The organism is Rhizobium grahamii (assembly GCF_009498215.1).
Lineage (GTDB): Bacteria > Pseudomonadota > Alphaproteobacteria > Rhizobiales > Rhizobiaceae > Rhizobium > Rhizobium grahamii_A.
In genome coordinates this window covers 3,126,960-3,150,388 of the sequence record NZ_CP043498.1, presented here as the reverse complement: position 1 = coordinate 3,150,388, position 23,429 = coordinate 3,126,960, and the positions used below count along the sequence as shown (strand labels likewise).

Sequence of the window (23,429 nt, the reverse complement as noted above, 5' to 3'; positions counted from 1 at the left end):
ATAGGTCGTTGTTCCGGGAAGCCAGCGCTTCCCGGAATTGCCTAGCGCGCCTGTGTCAGCAGGATTTTGGCCGCGAAGGCCGAGAAGACGCCGGCGAAGGTGAAATCCATGCCGCGCAGGATTTTCTTGTTGCTCTGCAGCCAGCTTGACAGTCCATCGGCGGCGAAGACGACGGCGGCATTCACAGGCATGCCAATCACGATGAAGCAGAAGCCTAGGAACAGCAGCTTCTGCGTCACGGCAGGATCGCCGGCACTGACGAACTGCGGCAGGAAGGTCATGAAGAAGATGATGACCTTCGGGTTCAGCAGATTGACCCAGAAGCCCGACGAGATGTTGGCAAGCGGCGTGCCCTTCGAGGCTTCCACCTTGTTGACCGAGAGCTTCGAGCCGTAGCGAACCGCCTGGACGGCAAGCCACAACAGATAGGCCGCACCGCCGGTCTTCAGCATCAGGAAGGCTGTCGGGGATGCGGTGATCAGCGCCGAAACGCCGAAGGCAACCAGCATGGTATGGACGACGATGCCGAGGCTGGTGCCGAGAACCACGAACAATGCCGCCTTCTTGCCTGTGCCAGTGCACGGCTGATGGAAAGCGTCATGTCCGGGCCGGGCGTCGCTGCAAGCAGAAGGGTCGCGGCGGCAAAGGCGAGAAGCGTGGTGAAGCTGGGCAGGAAATCCATGGTCTACTCTGAAAGCCGGAAAACGTCGGTCGCTTTTATCCGGCTTCCAGAGAATGTCTAATCAAACCTTCTAATAGAACCTATTCCTTCTGTTCGAGGTAGGCCTTGAACTTGTCGGAATAGTCTTTGTGCCAGCGCGAGAGCGGCGGGCGGTTTTCGATGATATCGCCCATCGCCCAGGCCATGCGGCGCTCATCCACCGCACGACCGACGTCGTTATCGGGGCAGAGGATGTAGAAGTCGCCGCGTTCCAGGCTTTCGATCATGAAATCGACGGTCTGGTCCGATGTCCATGCCGCAGCCGGCTTTTCGGCGCGATCGCCCTTGGTGAGACCGGTGAAGACGAAGCCGGGGATCAGCAAGTGGGCGGAGATCTTCGAGCCCTCGGTGTTACGCAGTTCGTGCTCAAGCGCTTCGGTGAACACCTTCACGCCGGCCTTCGAGACATTGTAGGCCGGATTGCCGGGCGGCGTGGTGATGCCCTGCTTGGAGCCGGTGTTGATGATCAGGCCGGGTTCGCCATGCGAGAGCATGTGCTGGCCGAAGGTCCTGACGCCGTTGATGACGCCGAGCAGGTTGACGCCGAGGATGCTGTCCCAGTTGGCCTGGGCGCCGAAGATCGACGTTTCCGGGCCAATGCCGGCGTTGTTCATGAGAATATGTACGCGACCGAAGCGCTGGATTACGGTCCGTTCGAGCGCTTCGAGAGACTCCTTCTGCGCGACGTCGGTTTCGACGGCGAGCACATGTTCTTCTCCCGAGATCGCTTTCAGTTCCTCTGCAGCGGCAGCTAGCCGGTCGCCGCCGAGATCGGCAATGGCGACGCTCATGCCCGCGCGTGCGAAATGCTTTGCCGCCGCAAGCCCGATGCCGGAGGCGCCGCCGGTGATGACGGCGACATTGGATTTCTTGATGATGTCTTGGATTCTTGTCACGGCCGGCCTCTCCTCAGCATTGTCAGGACGCTGGCAGATATGGGTTGCGCTTTCGGCCTGTCAAATACTATCCGAACCGCCTATGGCAGCCGTTGCCCTTGCGTCCTGCGCCGATCTCGCTAAAAGTGCCCGCCAGACCGGGCTTGGCGGGTTTGCCGCTGCCCTTTTTGCAACGGACCTCATCATCATGGCATCGCACAAAGACGTAAAGAAAGTCGTCCTCGCCTATTCCGGCGGTCTCGACACCTCGATCATCCTGAAGTGGCTCCAGACCGAACTCGGCGCAGAAGTCGTGACCTTCACCGCGGATCTCGGCCAGGGCGAGGAGCTTGAGCCGGCGCGCAAGAAGGCCGAAATGCTCGGCATCAAGGAAATCTACATCGAGGACGTTCGCGAAGAGTTCGTTCGTGACTTCGTCTTCCCGATGTTCCGTGCCAATGCCGTCTATGAAGGCGTCTATCTGCTCGGCACCTCGATTGCCCGTCCGCTGATCTCCAAGCACCTGATCGATATCGCCCGCAAGACCGGCGCAGATGCGATCGCGCACGGTGCGACCGGCAAGGGCAACGACCAGGTTCGCTTCGAGCTTTCCGCCTATGCCCTGAACCCGGATATCAAGATCATTGCGCCATGGCGCGACTGGTCGTTCAAGAGCCGTACCGATCTGCTCGCCTTTGCCGAAGCCCATCAGATTCCGGTCGCCAAGGACAAGAAGGGCGAAGCGCCGTTCTCCGTCGACGCCAACCTGCTGCACTCCTCGTCCGAGGGCAAGGTCCTGGAAGATCCGGCGCAGGAAGCACCCGAATACGTGCATATGCGCACGATTTCTCCGGAAGCGGCCCCCGACAAGGCGACCACCATCAAGGTTGGCTTCGAGAAGGGTGACGCGGTTTCGATCAACGGCGTACGCATGAGCCCGGCGACGCTGCTCGCAGCGCTCAACAACTACGGTCGCGACAACGGCATTGGCCGCCTCGACCTCGTCGAAAACCGCTTCGTCGGTATGAAGTCGCGCGGCGTCTACGAGACGCCCGGCGGCACGATCCTGCTTGCCGCGCACCGCGCCATCGAGTCGATTACCCTCGACCGCGGTGCCGCGCACCTCAAGGACGAGATCATGCCGCGCTACGCCGAGCTGATCTACTACGGTTTCTGGTTCTCGCCGGAACGCGAAATGCTGCAGGCTCTGATCGACAAGAGCCAAGAGCATGTCGAGGGCGAAGTGACGCTGAAGCTCTACAAGGGCAACGTCATGGTTACCGGCCGCGAGAGCCCGAAGTCGCTCTACTCGGACAAGCTGGTTACCTTCGAAGACGACCAGGGCGCCTACGACCAGAAGGATGCCGCCGGCTTCATCAAGCTCAACGCGCTGCGCCTGCGCACGCTCGCCAAGCGCAACCTCTCGAAGTAATCGAGGGCAGTCTGCCGGATATCGAAGGCCCGCCTCGTGCGGGCCTTTTCATTGGTCCGTTGTGGCGTGGGAGAGTTGTGCCGCGCGTTGCGAGGCGCGCACGAACCAGACGTAGCTGATGATCGAAATCAGCGCCATGATCGGGATCACCGTTCCGAAGGCGAGCAGCGGCATGCCGATCAACGAACCCGCGACGCCGCCGGCAAAGCCGCCGCCCATCTGGATGAAGCCCATCATCGCGGATGCCGAGCCGGCGATATGCGGGAAGGGGTATAGGCCCGATGTCGTCATATGCGGCGTCAGGAAAGCCAATCCAAACGCCAGGAATGCGATAGGCCCCATGATCGAGAGATAGGAGGGCGTGACGAAGTGGACTGATAGCGCGATCATGATACTGGCAAAGCCCAGCAGGCCAAGCCCGACGCGCACTGAGCCGTCGCCGCCCAGGCGCGCCGCCGCACAGCGGAGGCAGACGGAGCCGAGGAAATAGGACCCAGATTGCATCAGCATGCCCAAGCCGAAGGTGGTCGGTGACAGGCCGACGACCTTGATGAGGATGAAGGGGAGAAGTGTCGCCTGCGCGTAGAGTGCGCCGATCGAGCCGCCGAGGACGATCGAAGCAGAGACGAAGCGGCTTTCGCGGGCAAGCTCCAGATAGGCGCGAAGCAGGGGCCCCGGGAGCGCACGGCGCGGATCCGGCATGCTCGTCTCGCGCATGAAGACGATCACCCCGAAACAGATCAGCAGTCCGAAGCCGATGAGGAGGAAGAAGACCGACTGCCAGCCAAACGCGGCCAGCGCCAAGCCGCCGATGGTTGGCGCAGCCGCCGGTCCGATGGCGATCAGGTTCATGATGCGGGAGGCTTCGGTGCCGGTAAATTGATCGCGGACGATGGCGCGCGCCACGGTAATCCCGACGGAGGCGCCGATGCCCTGGATCAGACGGCCGGCGAGCAGCCACTCGATGCCGGGCGCAAAGGCGGCAAGCAGGCTGCCGACCACATAGATGCCGATGAACAGCAGCGTCGCCGCCCGGCGGCCGAACGCATCGGACAGCGGGCCAGCAAGTAGCTGCGCAACCGAGAAGCCGGCGAAATAGACTGACAGCGTCATCTTGATCGCTGAGTCTGATGTCTGGAACGCATGGACGAGCTCGGGCATCGCCGGCGTGTAGATCGACATCGAGATCGGGCCGATGGTTGCGAGAAGCGCGCCGAGCACGCTCGTTCGCCGTTCGCTCATCCGGAATGGGGGCATATGGGTACTCGGTTCTAGTGACTTGCGCGGCCAGCGCGAAGGCTGCTGCTTTTCTTCTGTCGCAAGCTGCGTGATGCGGCAATTCAAAAATCTCAAGGATCGCCATGACAGCTTGACGCCTTTCGATTGGTGCATAAGCTGCGGCTCACCTTTCCGGAGTTTCTCGATGACGCAATCCTTGCTCGCGGGCGCCTTTCTGGCAGCCCTTCTCTACGTGCTCATTCCAGGGCCTGCCTTCCTTGCACTGCTCGGCATAGGCGCGGGTCAGGGCCGCCGTGCCGGGGCCATGTTCGTCAGCGGCCATTTGGTGGGCGATCTGCTTTGGGCATCGCTGGCGCTGATCGCGATCATTGGGGCGAAGACGATCGGGACCTTCGTGTTTGACGCGCTTGGTCTCCTCTGTGGCTTCTACCTAGCCTGGATCGGCTGGAATGCGGTTCGGGCAAAGCCGAAGGGTGACGGGCAGGCGCTTGTGGTGGTGGAACGACCGTTCCGTCGCGGCCTGATTTTCGGCGTCACCAACCCCAAGGGATATCCGGTCGCGCTGGCGACGTTTACTGCTCTCGTCGCGGGATCGGCGAGCGCGCTACAGTTTCACACCCTGCCCATTCTGCTGGCGGTTTCGTTCCTGGGCTTCATCGTCGCCGACATGATCCTGATCACCATCATCGGTGCGGGAACGGTCCGGCGGTTCTACAGGGCGCATGAGCGGCTGATCGTGCGCTGCTCCGGCGTGCTCTTCATGGGCTTTGCCGCGCAGGCGCTCTGGCATGCAACGCCCGGCCTGCTCGGATGGCGGAAGGCCTGAGATCAGACGTCGAGGAAGCTGACGACGGAATCGAGCCGCGCCACCGTTTCCGGGTCGCCGATCGAGTTCGCGATCTGCAGCTGATCCTTGTAGTAGTCCCGGAAATTGAAGCTCGTCGCGTCAGTCACATCCGACAGGTCGAGGATGTTCCCTGACGGGTCGATCGTCCGCATCGGCAGCGGTTCGGAGATTGCCGCAAACGTATCCTGGTCGATGTTGCCGGCGTCGAAGCTCTGCCTTGCATATTGGCGTAGTTCACTGGCGCTGATCGCGGAAAAATCGGGCGTTTCCGCGTTGGTTTCATCGACCTGGAAGGATGATGAAGCCTTCGCCGTCGTGCCGATCTGGTCTTCTAATTCATTGTAATGGCTGGAATTATCTTGGTTTCTTTTAAAGAGAAAATACGGCGAAGACCGCACAGAAAGGATTTCCATGGCGTGTATCCACTTGCAAAAATATGATGCTTGAAATTACCGCGCGTGGCGGACGTACGTCAATCGTTAACGATTAGTTAATTCTTATACATCATTTCTTGCCATGAACTTTTTACAGTGCGGCTAGGAGATGTGCGTCTGATCGGCAATACCAATTGCCAATACGCGTCCCTATATTGCCTGTTCAGTTGCCTGCCACAAAGGATTTCCGAATGCCTTCCACACCAGAATTCAACCCGGCACTTGTCGAATGGAACGGCCTTCACGGCTTGCCGCGTTTCGATGCTCTCAATGATGGCGACTTTGCTCCTGCCTTCGATGCAGCACTCGCGGCGCACGAGAAAGAGATCGACGCGGTTGCCGGTAACCCGGAGGCGCCGACATTCGAGAACACCGTTGTCGCGCTCGAGATCGCCGGCGATGAGCTGTCGCGTGTTTCGGCACTGTTCTGGAATCGCGCGGGCGCGCATACCAACGACACGATCCAGGCGCTGGAGCGGGATATCTCGCCGAAGATGTCGCGCCATTATTCCAAGATCGGCATGAATGCGGCGTTGTTCGCCCGCATCGATGCCTTGTGGGAAGCGCGCGAAGGTCTCGGCCTGACGCTGGAGCAGACGCGCGTGCTGGAGCGCCACTGGAAGGGCTTCGTCAAATCGGGCGCGAAGCTGCCGAAGGTCGAGCAGGAGAAGCTCGCGGGGATCAACGAGAAGCTCGCGGGTCTCGGGACCCAGTTCGGCCAGAACGTGCTTGCCGACGAGAAGAGCTGGGCGCTCATCCTGTCCAACGGCGCGGATCTCGATGGTATTCCGGAGTTTCTGAAGGATGCGATGGCGGCGGCTGCGCGCGAGCGTGGCGAAGAGGGCAAGTTTGCCGTCACCTTGTCGCGCTCGATCATCGAACCGTTCCTGACCTTCTCGGAGCGGCGCGATCTGCGCGAGCAGGCTTTCAAGGCCTGGGTTGCGCGTGGTGCGAACGATGGCGCCACTGATAATCGCGGCATCATCAGGGATACGCTTGCGCTCCGCGACGAGGTGGCAAAGCTCCTCGGGTATGGCAACTTCGCCGAACTGAAGCTCGACAACACCATGGCGAAGACGCCTGACGCCGTGAACCATCTGCTTCGGGAGGTATGGGCAAAGGCCGTCAAGCGTGCCGGCGAGGAGGAAGCCGACATCGCCAAGCTCATCGCTGACGAAGGCAAGAACCACGACGTCATGCCCTGGGACTGGCGGCACTATGCCGAGAAGATCAGGGCCCAGCGGTTCAATTTTTCCGAGGCCGAGCTGAAGCCCTATCTGCAGCTCGAGAAGATCATCGACGCCTGCTTCGATGTCGCTGGACGGTTGTTCGGCATTCGCGCCGTCGAGAAGAAGGGCGTTCCGGCCTACCACCCCGATGCGCGCGTGTTCGAGATCCGCGATCGCGAAGACAGGCTGGTCGCGCTCTTCCTCGGCGACTATTTCGCCCGCAGCTCGAAGCGTTCCGGCGCCTGGATGAGCTCGTTCCAGTCGCAGCACAAGCTGCTACTGAAGAATGGCCGCAGCGGCGAACTGCCGATCATCTACAACGTCTGCAACTTCGCGAAGCCCGCCGAAGGAAAGCCGGCGCTGCTGTCACTCGACGACGCGCGTACGCTCTTCCATGAATTCGGCCATGCGCTGCACGGAATGCTGTCAAACGTCACATACCCCTCGGTTTCGGGCACAGGCGTTTCCCGAGACTTCGTCGAGCTGCCGTCGCAGCTTTACGAGCATTGGCTGACGGTACCCGCGATCCTGAAGCAATATGCCGTGCATTTCGAAACCGGTGAGCCGATGCCGCAGGCTCTGCTCGACAAGGTTCTCGCAGCGCGTACCTTCAATTCCGGCTTCAATACGGTCGAATTCACCTCATCGGCGCTTGTCGATATGGCGTTCCATACCCGCGACAAGGTCGAGGATCCGATGGCGGTTCAGAAAGAGGTGCTGTCGGAGCTCGGCATGCCGAAGTCGATCGTCATGCGGCATGCCTCGCCGCATTTCCAGCACATCTTCTCCGGTGGTTATTCAGCCGGCTACTATTCCTATATGTGGTCCGAAGTTCTCGATGCGGATGCTTTTGCCGCCTTCGAGGAAACCGGCGACGCGTTCAATCGCGAGATGGCCGCCAAGCTCAAGGACAACATCTATTCCGTCGGCGGCGCGATCGACGCTGAAGATGCCTACAAGGCTTTCCGTGGCAAGTTGCCGAGCCCGGATGCCATGCTGGTGAAGAAGGGTCTGGCGACGTTCGAGGAACTGTCAGGCAGCGACGCCTGAGGCGGCAGGTCGCGTATGATCGATACGCGAGGGCTAAAGTATTGACGAACGATGGCATCTTGCCGCTTCGTCACATGACTGTCATTGAACGTTAATAAGCAACCGGCATCGATTTTCAACCGATGCCGGTTTTTTCATGACCCCTCAACCTTCAGAGATCAATGCGGCCGTTTCCACGGCCGGCGTGGAATTGCACTATGGGGCGACACCCGTTCTGAAGGGCATAGATATCTCGCTTTCCAAGGGCAACACGCTGGCGCTGCTTGGGCCGTCCGGCTGCGGAAAGACCACCCTTCTCAGGCTGGTTGCTGGATTGCTCGCGCCGACAAAGGGCTCGATCGCGATTGCCGGACGCACTGTTGCCGATGCCGCGAGCGGCTCTTTTTCGCCACCGGAAAAGCGCAATCTCGGCATGGTGTTTCAGGACTATGCGCTCTGGCCGCACATGACGGTCGGCGGCAACGTCTCCTTTCCCCTCGAAATGCGCGGTATCGGCAAATCCGAGCGGGAATCCCGGACGATGCGAGCATTGGAACGCGTCGGTCTCGGCGCCTATGCCGACCGCAGGCCGAGCGATCTCTCCGGGGGTCAGCAGCAGCGTGTCGCGATTGCGCGGGCGATCGTTGCCGAGCCGCAGCTCATTCTCTTCGACGAACCGCTGTCGAATCTCGATCGCGAGCTGCGCGAGAACATGGTCGGCGAACTGGCCGAACTCATCGCGACGCTCGGCCTGACGGCAATCTACGTGACGCACGATCATAGCGAGGCGCTGACGCTGGCGGACGACGTCGCCGTCATGCGTGGCGGGTTGATCGAGCAGCTGGCATCGCCCGACGAGCTGATCGAGAAGCCCGCAACGCCCGAGGTCGCTGACTTCCTGCGCCTCGGCGGTGTCGCCGAACTCGAGTATCGTGATGAACATTGGTTCTTCAAGGACAGCGCGCTTGCATTGCTGCGCGGCGTCGATGGGTTCGATTGCGCCGTTCGTGTCCTCATTCCCACCGGATCGATCACCGCGGGAGAGATCCTTCCCGGTACGCTTGCCGCAACGGTGCTGCGCTCGCAGTTCCGCGGCGATGGCCATCTGGCGACCGTCTCTCTGGTCGGCGCCGAGACAATCGAATTGCAGGTTTTGAGCCGCGCCAAGCTGCGACCCGGCGAGGCTATCGGTCTATCGATCGATCCCCGCCAGATCCGCTGGTTCGGCAAAGAGGTTCATTCGTCCAAAGAGGAGAATTTGGAGCATGTTTAAGTCGTTGAAGAGCATCACTTTCGGCGCTCTCGCAGTAACGCTGATGGCGGGCGTCGCCCATGCCGATATCACGGTCTACACCGCTGGTCCCCAGGGGCTTATCGATAAGCTGTCGGCCGGCTTTACCAAGGAGACTGGCGTCAAGGTCAACGTCTTCCAGGCAACAACCGGCAAGGTGATGGCGCGTATCGAGGCCGAAGCCTCGAACCCGGTCGTCGACGTTCTCATTTCGGCTTCCTGGGATACGGCGACCGACTTCGCCAAGCGCGGCTGGCTCGTATCCTACACCAGCCCGAACGCCGCCCAGGTTCCTGACTTCCTGAAGACCGACACGGCCGTTGCCCAGGGCATCTCGGCGCTCGGCATTGCCTGGAACACCAAGAGCGGCACGCCGAAGCCAGCCGAGTGGACAGATCTGACCAAGCCTGAATACAAGGACCTGGTCAACATTCCGGATCCGGCACAGTCCGGCTCGTCCTTCGAGCTGACGGCGGCGCTTGCCGGCCAGGATGACTTCAAGCTCTTCAAGGATCTGAAGGACAACGGCGCCATCATCGCGGGTGCCAATGCAGAGGCTCTGAACCCGGTTCTGCAGGGTGCCAAGGCTGCCGTCTTCGGCGCCGTCGATTACATCACCCTCAATGCCAAGGAAAAGGGCGAGGCCATCGATGTGATCTTCCCGGAATCCGGCACCGTCATCGCGCCGCGTCCGGCCATGATCCTCAACTGGTCGAAGAACCAGGACGAGGCGAAGAAGTTCATCGACTACATGCTCTCTGACGAAGGCCAGAAGCTTGTTGCCGACCAGATGCTGATGCCGGCCCGTACCGACATTCCGGCAAACCGTCCGCTGATCAGCGATCTGAAGCTGCTGAAGTACGACACTGCTGCTGTCTACGGCAAGCGGAAGGAAACGCTGAAGCAGGTCACCGACACGTTCGGCGGCAAGTAAGGGCAGGGCGATGAGGACGAACGATAGTAGCGGCGCTGCGCCGGCCGCCTGGCTGGCGATCGCGGGGTTGACCGTTATCGTCGGCGTTCCATTCATCGCCGTTGTGCTTCAGGGCATCTTTCCCAACCTCGGACAGGGCTCGTTCGCGGGCCCTTTCTCCTCGCTTGTTGCGACGCTTTTCGATAGCGCGCTTGTCGGTATGGCCGGGAACACCATTCTGCTCGGCAGTTGCGTGGTGCTGGCCTCGGCGCTGGTGGCGGTGCCGCTCGGCGTGTTTCGGGCGCTCTATCGCATTCCGCTTGCGCCGCTGTGGGATGTGTTGCTGCTCGTTCCGTTCATGATCCCGCCTTACATCGCCACACTTGGCTGGATCATGACGTTGCAACCGCGCGGCTATCTTCAGCAGATCGCGGGATTCAACCTCGCACCCTTTCTTTTTTCGCTGTTCGGCATGACCATGGTCATGGCCTTCAATACCTTTCCGGTCGTCTATTTCGCCGTATCGCGCACGGTCGAGGCGGTTGGCGCGCGCTATGCGGATGTCGGCCGTGTGTTTGGCGCGTCGCCGGCGCGGGCCTTCTGGCGGATCACGCTACCACTGTCGGCGCCCGGGCTCGTTGCGAGCCTGATGCTGGTCTTTGCCGCAGCGATCGAGGAATACGGGACGCCCGCAGCGCTTGGTCGTCGCGCCGGCTTCCAGGTGCTGGTCACCGGTATCGACCTGCGGATCTCGGATTGGCCGATCGATCTGCCGGGCGCGGCGATCCTGTCGATCCTGCTTGTCGTCATGTCTCTGCTGACATTCCTGCTGCAGCGATGGATCCTCGCCCGGCGGTCCTATCAGACAGTGGGCGGCAAACCTGCTGCCAAGGACAAGCGGCCGCTTGGGGCGATGAAGGTTCCGGTGATGATCGCCTTTGCCGTTGTCGCCTTCCTTGCGACCGGCGTACCATTGCTCTCGATCCTGTTCACCGCACTGTCGCGGACGATCTCGGGTGGTCTGGGGCTCGACAACATCAGCGCCGAGAACTTCCTGTCCGTCTTCAACAACAGCGCCGGTGCGCTGGGGGCACTTCTCAACAGCTTCTCGCTCGGCATCGGCACGGCGTTGATTACCGGCCTCATCGGCGTGCTGGCCGCCTATACGGTGGTCAAGACGAAGATCCGCGGACGCGTGGCGATCGACACGATGACGATCCTGCCGAATGCGTTGCCGGGCATCGTCGTTGCCGTCGGGCTGATCCTTGCCTGGAACATGCCCTGGCTGCCGGCGACCCCCTACAACACGGCATTTATCCTGCTTCTCGCCTATTGCTGCATCCTGCTGCCGCAGCCCGTGCGTTACACGACGGCGGCATTCCAGCAGATCGGAGACAGCCTGGAAGCCGCGGCTCGGGTCTTTGGTGCAAGCGGAGTGACTGCGTTCCGCCGCATCCTCCTGCCGCTCGTCTTTCCGAGCCTCGCTTCGGCGATGCTGCTGGTCTTTGCGCTTGCGTCGCGCGAGCTGGTCGCCTCCGTCGTCGTCGCACCTGTCGGCATGCAGACGATCGCCACCTTCATCTGGCGCCAGTTCGAGCAGGGGTCGATCGGCCTCGGCATGGCGATGGCCTTCATCGCCATCCTCATCACGACGCTGTTGCCGCTTCTGCTGCTGACGCTGCTTCGTCGCAGTGGTTTGGTGGCGGAATAGCGCCTCGCCAGCGGGGCTCCCGTAACAAAACTGTCGCTGAAGTTTCGAAAAACCGTCATGCCGCCTTCAAGCGGATGACATGACTGCCGCCATAGGTTCGGCCCTCCCGTTAGCCGGATAGACCTTGGCATGAGATTGACTGAAACGACCCGTCGACGCTTCCTTTCATCCATGGGCGCTGTCGGCGGATTTGCAGTAGCCGGGCTGGCGATGCCCTACTATGCACGCGGCTCGTCCAGTCGTCCGGTCTTCACTGCGGGCGTGCAATCCGGCGATGTCGATGCGAATTCGGGTGTCGTGTGGGCGCAAGTGAGCCGGCCGGCACGGCTCTATGTCGAATATTCGACGAGCGACCGCTTTGCCAATGCAGTGCGCGTCGCGCCCATAGACGTGACGCCGGAGACCAATCTGGCGGGAAAGCTGCTGCTCCAGAATCTCCCGGATGATCAGGAGATATTCTATCGCTTTCGTGCGGCCGACCTTCAGGACGTCAACGATTTGTCCGAACCCATCCATGGACAGTTTCGCACGGCGCCATCAGGCAAGCGCAGCATCCGTTTCGCGTGGTCCGGGGATACGGCTGGCCAGGGCTGGGGCATAGATGACGAGGGGATGCGCACCTATTCGACGATCGCCTACCATCGGCCGGATTTCATGATCCACTCCGGCGACACGATTTATGCCGACAATCCTGTTGCCGATGAGGTCAGGCTGCGAGACGGCGGCATCTGGAAGAACCGTGTGGTCACCGAGGCAAAGCGCGACATTGCGCAGACGCTCGACCAGTTTCGTGGCCAGTGGGCCTATAATCTGCTCGACGACCACGTGAAGGCGTTTAACGCGGTCTGTCCTGTCTTCTATCAATGGGACGATCACGAGGTCCTGAACAACTGGTCGCCCTCGACCGATCTTCGCGACGATGATCGCTACAAGGAAAAGTCGATCGCCATGCTTGCGGCCCGCGCCAGTCGTGCCTTTCACGAGATGACGCCGATCCGCTACGTGGCTGACGAGCCTGGCCGCATCTATCGCAAGGTGTCCTACGGTCCGCTGCTCGACGTCTTCTTCATCGACCTGCGCTCCTATCGCGGCCCGAACAGCGATGGGCTCGATGCCGAGCCAGCGGCGGAGTCGCGACTGTTGGGCGAACGGCAGGTGGCGTGGCTGAAACGAGAACTGGTGCGCTCGACGGCGACCTGGAAAGTGATTGCCTGCGATCTGCCGATCGGGCTGGTGATCTGGGACGACTACGGCCACCGGACGGGCAGCGAGTCGATCTCCAACGGCGACAACGGCCCACCGCGTGGCCGCGAGCTGGAATTCGCCGATCTCCTGCGCTTCATCCGCGACGCGGGCATAGCGAACATGATCTGGCTGACGGCCGACGTGCATTACGCGGCTGCGCATTACTACGATCCCGGCAAAGCGAAATTCCGCGAGTTCCTGCCGTTCTGGGAGTGCGTAGCAGGTCCTCTGCATTCCGGAACCTATGGCCCGCAGGAACTCGACATGACCTTTGGGCCGCAGGTGAAGTTCATGAAGGCCGCGCCCGGCGGGGCGGAGCAGAACCTGCCGCCGTCGGCCGGCATGCAGTTCTTCGGGCTTGTCGACATCGATGGGCAGACCGAGCAACTGACCGTGAGGCTGATGGATCGGAACGATACCGAGCTGTGGCGGACGACGCTCGATCCGCAGATATCGAGTTGATGTCCATGCATGGCAGGCATTCCGGCTTTCCCCCCTTTCGCAAAAGCGAAAAACACTGTATGAGCCGCCCAAATGAAATTGGCGCCTTCTCCCAGCGCGGCGCCCCAGCCTCAGAGATTTAGACATATGGCACTTCGCAACATCGCGATTATCGCGCACGTTGACCATGGCAAGACGACACTGGTTGACGAACTCCTGAAACAGTCCGGCTCGTTCCGCGAGAACCAGCGCGTTGCAGAACGCGTCATGGACTCCAACGACCTGGAAAAGGAACGCGGCATCACGATCCTTGCCAAGGCGACCTCGGTCGAGTGGAAGGGTGTTCGCATCAACATCGTCGACACCCCCGGCCACGCCGATTTCGGCGGTGAAGTCGAGCGTATCCTGTCGATGGTGGACGGCGCGATCGTTCTGGTCGACTCGTCGGAAGGCCCGATGCCGCAGACGAAGTTCGTCGTCTCCAAGGCGCTGAAGGTCGGCCTCCGTCCGATCGTCGCGATCAACAAGATCGACCGTCCCGATGGCCGCCACGAAGAAGTCATCAACGAAGTGTTCGACCTCTTCGCCAGCCTCGATGCGACCGACGAACAGCTCGACTTTCCGATCCTTTACGGTTCCGGTCGCGATGGCTGGATGAACGTCAACCCTGAAGGTCCGAAGGACCAGGGTCTCGCGCCGCTGCTCGACCTCGTGCTTAGCCACGTTCCGGAGCCTACGGTTGCCGAAGGCCCGTTCACGATGATCGGCACGATCCTGGAAGCCAACAACTTCCTCGGCCGTATCATCACCGGCCGTATCAATTCCGGTTCGATCAAGCCGAACCAGGCCGTCAAGGTTCTCGCTCAGGACGGAAAGACGATCGAAACGGGTCGTATCTCCAAGATCCTCGCTTTCCGCGGCATCGAGCGTACCTCGATCGACGAAGCGCACGCAGGCGACATCGTCGCGATCGCCGGTCTCTCCAAGGGCACGGTTGCCGATACCTTCTGTGATCCTGCCGTCACCGAAGCGCTGACCGCCCAGCCGATCGATCCGCCGACCGTTACCATGTCCTTCATCGTCAACGACAGCCCGCTCGCTGGCACCGAGGGTGACAAGGTTACCTCGCGCGTCATCCGCGACCGCCTGTTCAAGGAAGCCGAAGGCAACGTCGCGCTGAAGATCGAAGAAGCCGAAGGCAAGGATTCGTTCTACGTATCCGGCCGCGGCGAATTGCAGCTCGCCGTTCTGATCGAAACCATGCGCCGCGAAGGCTTCGAGCTTGCCGTGTCGCGTCCGCGCGTCGTCATGCACAAGGATGACAGCGGCAACACGATGGAGCCGATCGAAGAAGTCGTCATCGACGTCGACGAAGAGCACTCCGGCGTCGTCGTTCAGAAGATGTCCGAGCGCAAGGCTGAAATGACCGAGCTGCGTCCTTCGGGCGGCAACCGCGTTCGCCTGGTGTTCAACGCGCCGACCCGCGGCCTGATCGGCTACCAGTCGGAACTCTTGACCGACACCCGCGGTACCGCCGTGATGAACCGCCTGTTCAAGGACTACCAGCCCTTCAAGGGCGAAATCGGTGGTCGTACGAACGGCGTTCTCCTGGCCAACGCTCCGGGCGAAGCCGTTGCCTACGCCATGTTCAACCTGGAAGATCGCGGCCCGATGATGATAGAGCCCGGCGAAAAGGTCTACATGGGCATGATCATCGGTATCCACAGCCGCGACAACGACCTTGAGGTCAACGTCCTGAAGGGCAAGCAGCTGACCAACATCCGCGCCGCCGGCAAGGATGAAGCCGTCAAGCTGACGCCGCCGATCCGCATGACGCTCGACCGCGCTCTCTCCTGGATCCAGGACGACGAGCTGATGGAAGTGACGCCGAAGTCGATCCGTCTGCGCAAGATGTATCTCGACGCCAACGACCGCAAGCGCTTCGCCAAGGCGAAGACTGCCTGAGGCGAAACCACTTCGTAGAGACTTTGAAACCCCGGCCATCGCGCCGGGGTTTTTTATTTTGTGCGGTTCGTCGAATCCTTCTTGTCGCAATAGTTAAAAAAGCGTTAAATTTCAGCCGTCGTCCACATGTTAAGTCTGTGGGCAATCAGCCTTAATGCGTTGATGCATATGGTTAATTGTCCACAACGGGACCAGAGTAAGCGTTATGAAGACGTTATCGATCGATGTTCGGCGGGCTGAGCCGCATGACTCCCGAGCTATCTCGGAGGTGCATCGGCTTGCGTGGCGTCATACCTATGCCGGTATCATTCCGCATCGCGCGTTGACGCAAATGATCGAGCGCCGTGGTGAAAACTGGTGGCGCAAGGCAACGCGCGGGCCTGCAACGCTGCTGGTTCTTGATGTTGCCGGTACTGTCGCCGGTTATGCGACGCTGGGGCTCAATCGGGCACGGGCGTTGCCGCAGGAAGGCGAGATCTACGAACTCTATCTTCGCCCGGAATATCAAGGCATTGGCCTTGGAAACATGCTTTTCGGCGAAGCCCGCAGGCTATTGACCTCGCTTGGCTGCAAGGGGCTGGTCGTGTGGTGTCTGGAAGAGAACGATCGTGGCGCGGATTTCTATCGCGGCCACGGTGGCGTTGATTACTGCGAAGGCATCGAGTCCTTCGACCGGAAGCAGCTGAAGAAGATAGGCTTCATCTGGAATTGAGCCTGCAAAAGCAGGTTTTGTCCGGGGCTATCTGCCGCCGCTGAAATTGCCTTCCCCCGAACTTCGCCTACAATGCCGTGTTGCGTCGCGGCATGAAACCGATTATTTGGCTGCGAGCAATCACCTCGCGGGAGTATCGCATGCGCATTGACGCCGTTTCCATTGGCAAGAACCCACCTGAGGACGTCAACGTCATCGTTGAAGTGCCCGTCGGTGGCCACCCGATCAAGTACGAGATGGACAAGGAAGCCGGTACGCTCGTCGTCGACCGCTTTCTCTACACGCCGATGACCTACCCGGGTAACTACGGCTTCGTTCCGCACACGCTTTCGGAAGACGGCGACCCGATCGACGTCCTGATCGCCAGCACGCGTCCGCTGGTTCCGGGCTGCGTCATCAACGTGCGCCCGATCGGCGTGCTGAAGATGGAAGACAATTCGGGCAAGGACGAGAAGATCATTGCCGTGCCGTCGCCGAAGCTGACGATGCGCTACGACAAGGTCAAGGACTACACCGACATGCCTGAGATCACCCTCAAGCAGATCGAGCACTTCTTCGAGCACTACAAGGATCTGGAACCCGGCAAGTGGGTGAAGATCTACGGCTGGGGCGATGCCAAGGAAGCCGGCCAGCTTATCCTCGAAGCCATCGAGCGCGCCAAGAAGGAAAAGGCCTGATCGGCCCGATCTGACATACCGAGTTTTTGAAAAACCCTCCGGGTCGTCACCGATCCGGAGGGTTTTTCTTATGCGGTTGTGTGATGCAATTCGGGGCGCACGTCAACGGCGTGCGCGCCAGGCTTAGGCCACCAACGGGAAGATGGTGTTCCACATCAGCGAACGGATGAAGAAAATGATCAGCAACAGGATGATCGGCGAAATGTCGATGCCGCCGAGATTGGGCAGCACGCGCCGGATCGGTCGAAGCAGCGGTTCGGTGACGTTGTAGAGGAACATCCCGACCGAGTTGACGAACTGGTTGCTGGAATTGATGACGTTGAATGCATAGAGCCAAGAGAAAATAGCGCTGGCAATCAGCACCCAAGTGTAAAGATTCAAAGCCAAATCAATGGTTTGAAAAAGGGCAATCATCGCGGTCTCCAGTTCTTAGTTGACAGACATGTAGACATTGGCGACTAAACGAGCAAGAGCCGTGTCAAAACGCGCAGCAAATCATGTTTAACGGGCCTCCTGCGAGCGGTTGTCGGCCCTGTTTCTTGGAACGCCGATGTCCTTTGCAGCTACCGGAGACCGCTTTGCCGCTTTCCGGCATTCGTCCTACACCCGATTTTTCTTCGCGCGGTTCCTGCTGTCCTTCTCGCAACAGATCGTCAGCGTCGCCGTTGGCTGGCAGATGTACGACCAGACCCGGAGCGCCATCTATCTTGGCCTGATCGGCCTTGTGCAGTTCCTGCCGTCGCTCGTACTCATTCTCGTAACGGGTTCCGTTGCCGACCGGCATAACCGGCGGGCGATCGCGGCGGTGTGCTCTCTCGTCAGCGCGCTTTGCACGCTGGCCCTGTTGCTGATGACCGTGACCGGCACCTTCTCTCCCATTCCGGTTTTCGCGGTGCTGCTGGTCTTCGGCATCGAGCGCGCCTTCATGTCGCCGGCCATCCAGTCTCTTGCACCCAACCTCGTTCCGCCGGAGGATCTGTCGAACGCGATCGCCTGGAATTCGTCTTCCTGGCAGCTGGCGGCGATCACCGGCCCCGTGCTTGGCGGTCTGCTTTATGGCGTCAATCCGCATACTGCCTATACCGTCGCAGTGGTGTTTGCCGGGCTCGGCGCGATCCTGCTTTTCATGATCCCGAAGCCGGCGCAGAAGACCACCGGCGAGGCGAAGAGCTGGGACATGATCCTTGGCGGTTTCCGCTTCATCAAGGCCGAGAAGGTCGTCCTCGGGGCTATCTCGCTCGATCTCTTTGCGGTGTTGCTGGGCGGTGCGACGGCGCTGATGCCGATCTACGCCCGCGACATTCTCACGCTTGGCCCCTGGGGTCTTGGTCTGCTTCGTTCCGCGCCCGGCGTCGGCGCGATCGCAATGGCGCTGTTTCTCGCCGCCTATCCGCTGAGGCATCGCGCTGGCATCTACATGTTCATCGGTGTTGCCCTTTTCGGCCTTGGCACCATCGTTTTCGGCTTCTCGACAAATACCGAGGTGTCGATCGCCGCGCTGGCCTTGATGGGCGCTGCCGACATGGTCTCCGTCTATGTTCGCGAAAGCCTGATTGCGCTCTGGACGCCGGACCAGCTGCGCGGGCGCGTGAATGCCGTCAACATGGTGTTCGTGGGCGCTTCGAATGAACTTGGGGAGTTTCGTGCGGGCACGATGGCGTCCCTGTTCGGCGCCGTGCCTGCAGTCATTGTCGGTGGTATCGGCACGCTTGCCGTTGCGGCGATCTGGGCGACCAGTTTCCCACAGCTTCGCAAAATCGATACCCTGGATGCGCCTTCACGCGAACATGCCTGATCCAAACAGGCCGGCCCTAACCGGGAAGTGCGATCCTGGTTTCCGTCTCAGCCTTTGCAGAATGGCCGGTAAAGACGATATCGAGAAATTCGTTGAGCCATGACCGGAGCGGCGCATCGAACAACATGCGCCCTTCCAAATGCTCGCGCCCCTGCTGGGCGTTCGGCAGGATGAAGCGGTGGGCGCCATGAACCACCCAGCGATGCATCATAGCCCGCGTCAGTTCCGCGTGAAACTGCAGCCCCCAGGCGTGGCCGTTGTAGCGAAAGGCCTGGTTGGGATAGGCGTCGCCCTCCGCCAGAAGCTCAGCGCCGCGCGGCAGGTCGAAGCCCTCCCGATGGAAATGATAGACCATCTTCGGCCAGTGCATCAGCCGCCGGCCCTTCTCGGTGGCGTGCAGCGGATACCAGCCGATCTCTGTCGAGCCATCGGAGTTTGACTGGACCTTGCCGCCGAGCTGACGAACCAGCATCTGTGCTCCAAGGCAGATGCCGAGCAGCGGCCGCTTTTCTCTGAGCGGCACGTCAAGCCAGTTGATTTCGGCCTTCACGAAATCGTCGGGATCGTTCGCACTCATCGGTCCGCCGAAGACGACAGCGCCGGCGTAATCCGCAAGCGTCGACGGCAACTTGTCGCCGAGGACCGGACGGCGGATATCGAGGCGATATCCCTTCTCGACCAGAAGCTGGCCAACCCGTCCGGGACTGGACCGCTCCTGATGCAGCACGATGAGCACCGAGCCGCGGTCGTCCCCTTGCGCCAAAGTGTCAGTCGGCATCGTCCTGTACCACCGTCACGTCAGTCACCCGTCTTGCCGCTTCCTGGCGCTTCTGGATTCGTTCTCGCGCCGAGATGCCGAGCAATTCGGCGATCCGCCAGATCGCGTCGTCTTCCATCTCGCTTCGTTCGCCGTCCGCGTAGACAATGTCCCAGAGAATGCCGATCAGCTCCACCCGCTGTTCGCTGTTCAGGTGGCGCTTGAGGTCAGAGGTGAAGCGGTAATAGTCCACCGCCGAACTTTCGGCTTCCTGTCCTGCCGCGATCAGGGCGTCGAGCTGTTTGCGATCCAGCCCGTATTGTTCCTTCAGCAGCTTGCGAAGGCGCTTTTTCTCGCTGTCCTTGATCTGTCCATCGGCTTCCATGACCTGCATACAGAGCGCTGCTACGGCGATGCGGGGATCGTCGGGAGCAAAGCTGTTTTTCGGGCGGTCTGCGGTAAGGTTGTGAAAGAATACCTGAAATCGTTCGAACATCCGGGTCCTGTTTTCTAGAATAAGCGAAGCCGCGTCTTGGGTTCGGGTTCCGCCATCGGATTGCGCACGCCGGGATCATCCGGACGTCCGCCAAAGAATGGGCGTGCTTCAGAGGACGTATCGTCCGTTGCCTTTGCAGGCGGGGTCGGTTTCGGAGCGGGCCGTGCTGCCTCCGCGATAGTGGCTGCCCGCTCGAGTTCGATGATCCGGTGATCATTGACCGGGCTCTCCGGCCGGGCTTCGCGGACAGGCGGAAGCGTCCGCAGAGCCTGATCGATGGAGACGACGGCACCTTCTTCGGCCGGACCCTCAGCCTGGCCGTAGGGAACCTTCCAGACGAAGGCGTCCAGTTGACCGGTAATGGGCGAGAGCGGCAACCACTTGTCTGACACAAAGCCATCCGCAACCCACGCCGGATCGCGTGGTGCCTTCAGCGCCTGCGCGAGCCAATGCCGGATACGGCCCTGGTCTCCTGTCTCCGCCTCTTCGATGTCGGCAAGTAGCAGGAATGCGGCTTCGCGCGGTTCGATGCGAGCGGCAGCTTCGGCCTTCGCCCGCGCCTTGGCAAAATCCTTGGCATCGACCGCGGCTTGCGCCACGACAAGAAGCGATTCGACGTTGTTGGGGCGCAAAGCTTCGAGCTTCTCTGCGCGTTTCAACCGATCGACGGCGGAATCACCGCTCCTTGCGCGAACGTAGGTACGCCCGATCTCGGGATGCGGATGGGCCTTCCATGCCTGTTCGAGAATTCCAGCCGCCTTGCGGATCTTGTCTTCGCGGAAGAGCGCCTTCGCCGCGACAATTGCGGCGGGCTCGAAATCGGCTGAAAGCCGCAGGGCATGAGTCGCATCGTCCCTGGCGCCGGCAGGATCACTCTCCAGCTTTTCGGTCGCCCTGGCCGTCAGCAATACCGCGCGCAAACGGTCAGCCTCCTGCTTTTCCACGACGCGGGCCGCCTTCTGCTGCTCAAGCAGCCTGATCGCATCGTCCCACCGGCCGGCCTGGCTTCTGTACTCCAGCGTCGCCTGGGCAGCCCAGGGAAGGTAGGGCGCGTTGTCGGCCGCCTGCTCGGCATATTGCCGCGCGGCCTCGTTGGCGCCGAGACGCTTGGCTTCGAGATACAAACCGCGCAATCCGAGTTCTTTCGTCTCGGGATCTCCGGTCATCGCTTCGAACTTTGCCCGTGCCTCGTCATGCCGTCCTTCGATCAGGGCGGCCTGGGCTTCCAGGAGGATGATCAGCGGCTCCTGATCGGCGCGAAGCAGGCCACGAGAACGCGCCGCCATCTTGCGCGCGAGCAGGGCATTGCCGGCGCCGGCCGCGATCAGGCCGGTCGAAAGGGCCTGATAGCCGCGATCACGCTTGCGGGCGCGGAAATAGCGGGTGACGGCATAGGGCGAAGTCCAGATCGAGCGCAGCAGCCACCATGCGACCATGACAATGGCGATCAGCGCGATCAGCGCAGTGGCCGCAACGATAAGCTTCGTCTGATAGAGTTGCCCTTCCCAGATCAGGGAGAGATCGCCAGGCCGATCGGCCAGCCACGAAAAACCATAGCCCAACACAAGTACGAGAGCAGCGAATATAACGAGCTTGATCATTCCTCAGCCCTCTCGTCCGGTGCCGGAGACTGCTTTCGACAATGCACTACCGACAAGCTCTTCGACGCGAATACGTGCTTCCAGCGATTGCTTGAAAGCGGCGGAGGCCTGTTTGGCCGCTGCCGGCAGATTGTTCCATTCAGTCGACGCGCCTGGCAGGTCTCCGTTGTTGACCTTGTTTTCGAAACGCGCCGCAATCGCGTCAACGCTATCGCCCTCGATGTTGCCGACGGGACGAACCTTTACCAGCGATTTCGCGCTAGACATGAGTCGATCCGACCAGCTTTCGTTCGGGTCCGCCTGGTTGGCGGAATCGATGATGGCAGTTGCGACATCAGGCACCTGACGGATGAGGTCGGCGCGCGATGGTACGCCCGTTTCGGCGTAGCTGCGAAGGCTGGCGACGACAGGATCATCGGGAGAGACGCCCGCAAACGTGTCCAGTTCGGCGGCAAAGGGGCCGCCGCGATCGATCGCGGCTTTCAGGGCGGCCGCGGCAATGGCCTTCGCCACCGCTACGTCCTGTCGCGGCTCGTTCAGCTTCTTTTCGGCTTCGGCCAGCCGTTTCTCGATGTCGGCTCCATCGGAGTTGCGCTCCGCGCTGGCACTGGTCACCGTCGCCTGCAGTTGCGAAAGCTGGCTCGTGAGGTCCGCAATCTTCTGATTCAAGGCGTCGACGGATGCGCCGTCGCTGCTTGCCGGTGCTGCCGTCTTTTCGGCTGCCTCCAGTGCTGCGATTCTGGCCTCGAACTTGGCGTCAGGCGCAGCTGGCGGGGAGGCCGCGAGATTGGCGACCGACTGTTTCAAGCCCTCGATCTCGCCGGCGAGGTTGCTTACCTCGGTCGACTGCGAGGGAGCAGCGGAGCGGCCCGGCAGAAAGCCTGCATATTGGATGGCGCCCGCGCCAACGAGAGCGATCAATCCGCCGACGATGCCGGCGGCAATCAATCCCGAGGTATTGCCACGGCCCTCCTGCTTATGTACCGGCGGCTCGTCGGCAGCGTCGGCAGCGTCGGCAGCGTCGGCAGCGTTGAAAGGCTTTTCGAACGGCGCGTCCGGTTCGCTTGCAAGCTGTTCAGTCCCGGCGCCGGATAATTCCGATTCGGTCGCACCAGAGGGTGCCTGCTGGTCCTTTTCAGCATCATTGGCAGAGGCAATTTCCTGCGCATCCAGATCGATGGTGACCGGCTCGTCGGTACTTTTCGAGTGGCGTGGCGGATTTCCTGGTGCCATGGGACCCTCATTTTTCTGTAATAGTTCGAAACTAGTCAGTGATGCCAGTTAAGAAAAGACCTTAGATAAAATTTGGGCGATCAGGAGCCTCCGAGAAGCGACAGAAGGGCACCTTCTTCCGGCGTAAGGGCAATGTCGGCAGAGTGTCGCAGCGAGGCCGGGATGCCTTCAGCAACGGCTTGGCTGAGACACAAGAAGCGAACCGCCGACACGATTTCCGGATTCTCCATGAGCGCAAAGAAGGCCCTGGTTGTCTCGCGGGAGTAAAACAGGATCGCCCGCGGGGGGCGATCGTGCAGCAGGTCTTCCAGCTCGGAGTGAGCGATCTGCAGCGGTCGCATCCGATAGCATTCGACGATGTCTATCGGCAGGCCGATTTCGTTGGCGCGGGCTTCGAACGTGGCCGCCCGCGGTGAACCGGCGAGATAGGTCACAGGCTGGCGGCAGGCCGAAAATATCATATCCGCCAGATCTGCCCCGTTGCCCGTGGAGGCCGCGACGGTACGGAACCCAAAGGCCCGTGCCTCCTCGGCCGTCGCTTGACCGACCGCGAAGACCTGCCGGTCGAAATACTCCGCTGGAAATGTGGGCAGAGATGCCAGCGCGCGGATCGCTTCGGCACTGGTGACCGCCAGAGGGCCGGTACGTTCAGCCAGTCCGAGCAAGGCAGCCGGATCGTGAACCGGTTCCGCCAGCGGAAAAAGGATCGGTTCGTGGCCCATGTCGCGGAGGCGTTCTGCGGTGCGCTCGCCCGAATGGAGAGGACGGGTCACGAGCACACGCATG

Annotated in this window: 20 protein-coding genes and 1 pseudogene; 11 read left to right on the top strand and 10 right to left on the bottom strand. The window is 61.0% G+C overall.

Features of this window, described 5'->3' with window-relative positions:
- Nucleotides 1–41: 41 nt before the first annotated feature.
- Both FZ934_RS15190 and FZ934_RS15185 read right to left on the bottom strand, forming a co-directional pair.
- Nucleotides 42–682, bottom strand: a pseudogene (locus FZ934_RS15190) (LysE family translocator).
- Nucleotides 683–762: 80 nt separating this feature from the next.
- Nucleotides 763–1,617 carry an SDR family NAD(P)-dependent oxidoreductase gene (locus FZ934_RS15185; RefSeq protein WP_153271749.1) on the bottom strand — a complete coding sequence of 285 codons (855 nt, stop codon included), beginning with the start codon at nucleotides 1,615–1,617 and terminating at the stop codon, nucleotides 763–765.
- 187 nt (nucleotides 1,618–1,804) lie between these two features.
- Between FZ934_RS15185 and FZ934_RS15180 the strand changes: the two genes are divergently transcribed.
- Complete coding sequence (locus tag FZ934_RS15180) at nucleotides 1,805–3,028, top strand: argininosuccinate synthase (protein WP_153272471.1); 1,224 nt, start codon at nucleotides 1,805–1,807, stop codon at nucleotides 3,026–3,028.
- A 48-nt stretch (nucleotides 3,029–3,076) separates the two neighbouring features.
- On the opposite strand, the gene FZ934_RS15175 is transcribed toward FZ934_RS15180, so the two are convergent.
- A complete protein-coding gene (locus FZ934_RS15175) occupies nucleotides 3,077–4,285 on the bottom strand; it encodes a multidrug effflux MFS transporter (RefSeq protein ID WP_246737808.1) in 1,209 nt (402 codons plus the stop codon).
- Between the two features lie 166 nt (nucleotides 4,286–4,451).
- On the opposite strand from FZ934_RS15175, the gene FZ934_RS15170 reads away from it, so the two are divergent.
- Entirely contained in the window at nucleotides 4,452–5,093 is a 642-nt protein-coding gene (locus tag FZ934_RS15170) for a LysE family translocator (RefSeq protein WP_113360252.1), read from the top strand.
- Between the two features lie 2 nt (nucleotides 5,094–5,095).
- Here FZ934_RS15170 and FZ934_RS15165 read toward each other — a convergent pair whose 3' ends face one another.
- Nucleotides 5,096–5,527 (bottom strand): hypothetical protein, encoded by a 432-nt coding sequence (locus FZ934_RS15165; protein WP_153271748.1) that lies wholly within the window; start codon nucleotides 5,525–5,527, stop codon nucleotides 5,096–5,098.
- Nucleotides 5,528–5,739: 212 nt separating this feature from the next.
- On the opposite strand from FZ934_RS15165, the gene FZ934_RS15160 reads away from it, so the two are divergent.
- The 8 genes from FZ934_RS15160 (at nucleotide 5,740) to ppa (ending at nucleotide 16,761) form a co-directional block, all read left to right on the top strand.
- Complete coding sequence (locus tag FZ934_RS15160; RefSeq protein WP_153271747.1) at nucleotides 5,740–7,827, top strand: M3 family metallopeptidase; 2,088 nt, start codon at nucleotides 5,740–5,742, stop codon at nucleotides 7,825–7,827.
- Between the two features lie 136 nt (nucleotides 7,828–7,963).
- Nucleotides 7,964–9,079, top strand: a complete 1,116-nt coding sequence (locus FZ934_RS15155; protein WP_153271746.1) for an ABC transporter ATP-binding protein — start codon at nucleotides 7,964–7,966, stop codon at nucleotides 9,077–9,079.
- The gene (locus FZ934_RS15150; protein ID WP_153271745.1) at nucleotides 9,072–10,031 is read left to right on the top strand and encodes an ABC transporter substrate-binding protein; all 960 of its coding nucleotides are present in this window, start codon (nucleotides 9,072–9,074) and stop codon (nucleotides 10,029–10,031) included. The genes FZ934_RS15155 and FZ934_RS15150 overlap by 8 nt, the downstream gene beginning before the upstream one ends.
- 10 nt (nucleotides 10,032–10,041) lie before the next feature.
- Entirely contained in the window at nucleotides 10,042–11,721 is a 1,680-nt protein-coding gene (locus FZ934_RS15145) for an ABC transporter permease (RefSeq protein WP_153271744.1), read from the top strand.
- Between the two features lie 129 nt (nucleotides 11,722–11,850).
- Nucleotides 11,851–13,428: an alkaline phosphatase D family protein gene (locus tag FZ934_RS15140; protein ID WP_153271743.1), complete on the top strand. Its 1,578-nt coding sequence runs from the start codon at nucleotides 11,851–11,853 to the stop codon at nucleotides 13,426–13,428.
- 126 nt (nucleotides 13,429–13,554) lie between these two features.
- Nucleotides 13,555–15,372: a translational GTPase TypA gene (typA, locus tag FZ934_RS15135; protein WP_153271742.1), complete on the top strand. Its 1,818-nt coding sequence runs from the start codon at nucleotides 13,555–13,557 to the stop codon at nucleotides 15,370–15,372.
- A gap of 205 nt (nucleotides 15,373–15,577) precedes the next feature.
- Nucleotides 15,578–16,084 carry a GNAT family N-acetyltransferase gene (locus tag FZ934_RS15130; RefSeq protein WP_153271741.1) on the top strand — a complete coding sequence of 169 codons (507 nt, stop codon included), beginning with the start codon at nucleotides 15,578–15,580 and terminating at the stop codon, nucleotides 16,082–16,084.
- Nucleotides 16,085–16,224: 140 nt separating this feature from the next.
- Entirely contained in the window at nucleotides 16,225–16,761 is a 537-nt protein-coding gene (gene ppa, locus FZ934_RS15125) for an inorganic diphosphatase (protein WP_065694490.1), read from the top strand.
- A gap of 123 nt (nucleotides 16,762–16,884) precedes the next feature.
- Here the strand turns inward: ppa and FZ934_RS15120 are convergent, their stop codons facing one another.
- Nucleotides 16,885–17,175 (bottom strand): YggT family protein, encoded by a 291-nt coding sequence (locus FZ934_RS15120; protein WP_153271740.1) that lies wholly within the window; start codon nucleotides 17,173–17,175, stop codon nucleotides 16,885–16,887.
- Between the two features lie 136 nt (nucleotides 17,176–17,311).
- On the opposite strand from FZ934_RS15120, the gene FZ934_RS15115 reads away from it, so the two are divergent.
- Nucleotides 17,312–18,556: an MFS transporter gene (locus tag FZ934_RS15115; protein ID WP_153271739.1), complete on the top strand. Its 1,245-nt coding sequence runs from the start codon at nucleotides 17,312–17,314 to the stop codon at nucleotides 18,554–18,556.
- A 16-nt stretch (nucleotides 18,557–18,572) separates the two neighbouring features.
- Here FZ934_RS15115 and FZ934_RS15110 read toward each other — a convergent pair whose 3' ends face one another.
- From FZ934_RS15110 to FZ934_RS15090, 5 genes are all read right to left on the bottom strand, one after another.
- A complete protein-coding gene (locus FZ934_RS15110) occupies nucleotides 18,573–19,334 on the bottom strand; it encodes a glutamine amidotransferase (RefSeq protein ID WP_153271738.1) in 762 nt (253 codons plus the stop codon).
- On the bottom strand, nucleotides 19,324–19,809 hold the full coding sequence (locus FZ934_RS15105; protein ID WP_153271737.1) for a TerB family tellurite resistance protein: 486 nt from the start codon (nucleotides 19,807–19,809) through the stop codon (nucleotides 19,324–19,326). The genes FZ934_RS15110 and FZ934_RS15105 overlap by 11 nt, the downstream gene beginning before the upstream one ends.
- A 14-nt stretch (nucleotides 19,810–19,823) precedes the next feature.
- Nucleotides 19,824–21,410, bottom strand: a complete 1,587-nt coding sequence (locus tag FZ934_RS15100; RefSeq protein WP_153271736.1) for a heme biosynthesis protein HemY — start codon at nucleotides 21,408–21,410, stop codon at nucleotides 19,824–19,826.
- A gap of 3 nt (nucleotides 21,411–21,413) precedes the next feature.
- Nucleotides 21,414–22,643: a COG4223 family protein gene (locus tag FZ934_RS15095; RefSeq protein ID WP_153271735.1), complete on the bottom strand. Its 1,230-nt coding sequence runs from the start codon at nucleotides 22,641–22,643 to the stop codon at nucleotides 21,414–21,416.
- An 80-nt stretch (nucleotides 22,644–22,723) separates the two neighbouring features.
- Nucleotides 22,724–23,428, bottom strand: a complete 705-nt coding sequence (locus FZ934_RS15090; protein ID WP_153271734.1) for a uroporphyrinogen-III synthase — start codon at nucleotides 23,426–23,428, stop codon at nucleotides 22,724–22,726.
- Between the last annotated feature and the right edge of the window lies 1 nt (nucleotide 23,429).

Coding starts and splice junctions, on each gene's coding strand:
- FZ934_RS15120 (WP_153271740.1), bottom strand. CDS start 17,175: ATGATTGCCCTTTTTCAAACCATTGATTTGGCTTTGAATCTTTACACT.
- FZ934_RS15155 (WP_153271746.1), top strand. CDS start 7,964: ATGACCCCTCAACCTTCAGAGATCAATGCGGCCGTTTCCACGGCCGGC.
- FZ934_RS15095 (WP_153271735.1), bottom strand. CDS start 22,643: ATGGCACCAGGAAATCCGCCACGCCACTCGAAAAGTACCGACGAGCCG.
- FZ934_RS15165 (WP_153271748.1), bottom strand. CDS start 5,527: ATGGAAATCCTTTCTGTGCGGTCTTCGCCGTATTTTCTCTTTAAAAGA.
- FZ934_RS15090 (WP_153271734.1), bottom strand. CDS start 23,428: ATGCGTGTGCTCGTGACCCGTCCTCTCCATTCGGGCGAGCGCACCGCA.
- FZ934_RS15140 (WP_153271743.1), top strand. CDS start 11,851: ATGAGATTGACTGAAACGACCCGTCGACGCTTCCTTTCATCCATGGGC.
- FZ934_RS15175 (WP_246737808.1), bottom strand. CDS start 4,285: ATGCCCCCATTCCGGATGAGCGAACGGCGAACGAGCGTGCTCGGCGCG.
- FZ934_RS15130 (WP_153271741.1), top strand. CDS start 15,578: ATGAAGACGTTATCGATCGATGTTCGGCGGGCTGAGCCGCATGACTCC.
- FZ934_RS15110 (WP_153271738.1), bottom strand. CDS start 19,334: ATGCCGACTGACACTTTGGCGCAAGGGGACGACCGCGGCTCGGTGCTC.
- FZ934_RS15170 (WP_113360252.1), top strand. CDS start 4,452: ATGACGCAATCCTTGCTCGCGGGCGCCTTTCTGGCAGCCCTTCTCTAC.
- FZ934_RS15145 (WP_153271744.1), top strand. CDS start 10,042: ATGAGGACGAACGATAGTAGCGGCGCTGCGCCGGCCGCCTGGCTGGCG.
- FZ934_RS15105 (WP_153271737.1), bottom strand. CDS start 19,809: ATGTTCGAACGATTTCAGGTATTCTTTCACAACCTTACCGCAGACCGC.
- FZ934_RS15160 (WP_153271747.1), top strand. CDS start 5,740: ATGCCTTCCACACCAGAATTCAACCCGGCACTTGTCGAATGGAACGGC.
- FZ934_RS15150 (WP_153271745.1), top strand. CDS start 9,072: ATGTTTAAGTCGTTGAAGAGCATCACTTTCGGCGCTCTCGCAGTAACG.
- FZ934_RS15115 (WP_153271739.1), top strand. CDS start 17,312: ATGTCCTTTGCAGCTACCGGAGACCGCTTTGCCGCTTTCCGGCATTCG.
- FZ934_RS15100 (WP_153271736.1), bottom strand. CDS start 21,410: ATGATCAAGCTCGTTATATTCGCTGCTCTCGTACTTGTGTTGGGCTAT.
- typA (WP_153271742.1), top strand. CDS start 13,555: ATGGCACTTCGCAACATCGCGATTATCGCGCACGTTGACCATGGCAAG.
- FZ934_RS15180 (WP_153272471.1), top strand. CDS start 1,805: ATGGCATCGCACAAAGACGTAAAGAAAGTCGTCCTCGCCTATTCCGGC.
- ppa (WP_065694490.1), top strand. CDS start 16,225: ATGCGCATTGACGCCGTTTCCATTGGCAAGAACCCACCTGAGGACGTC.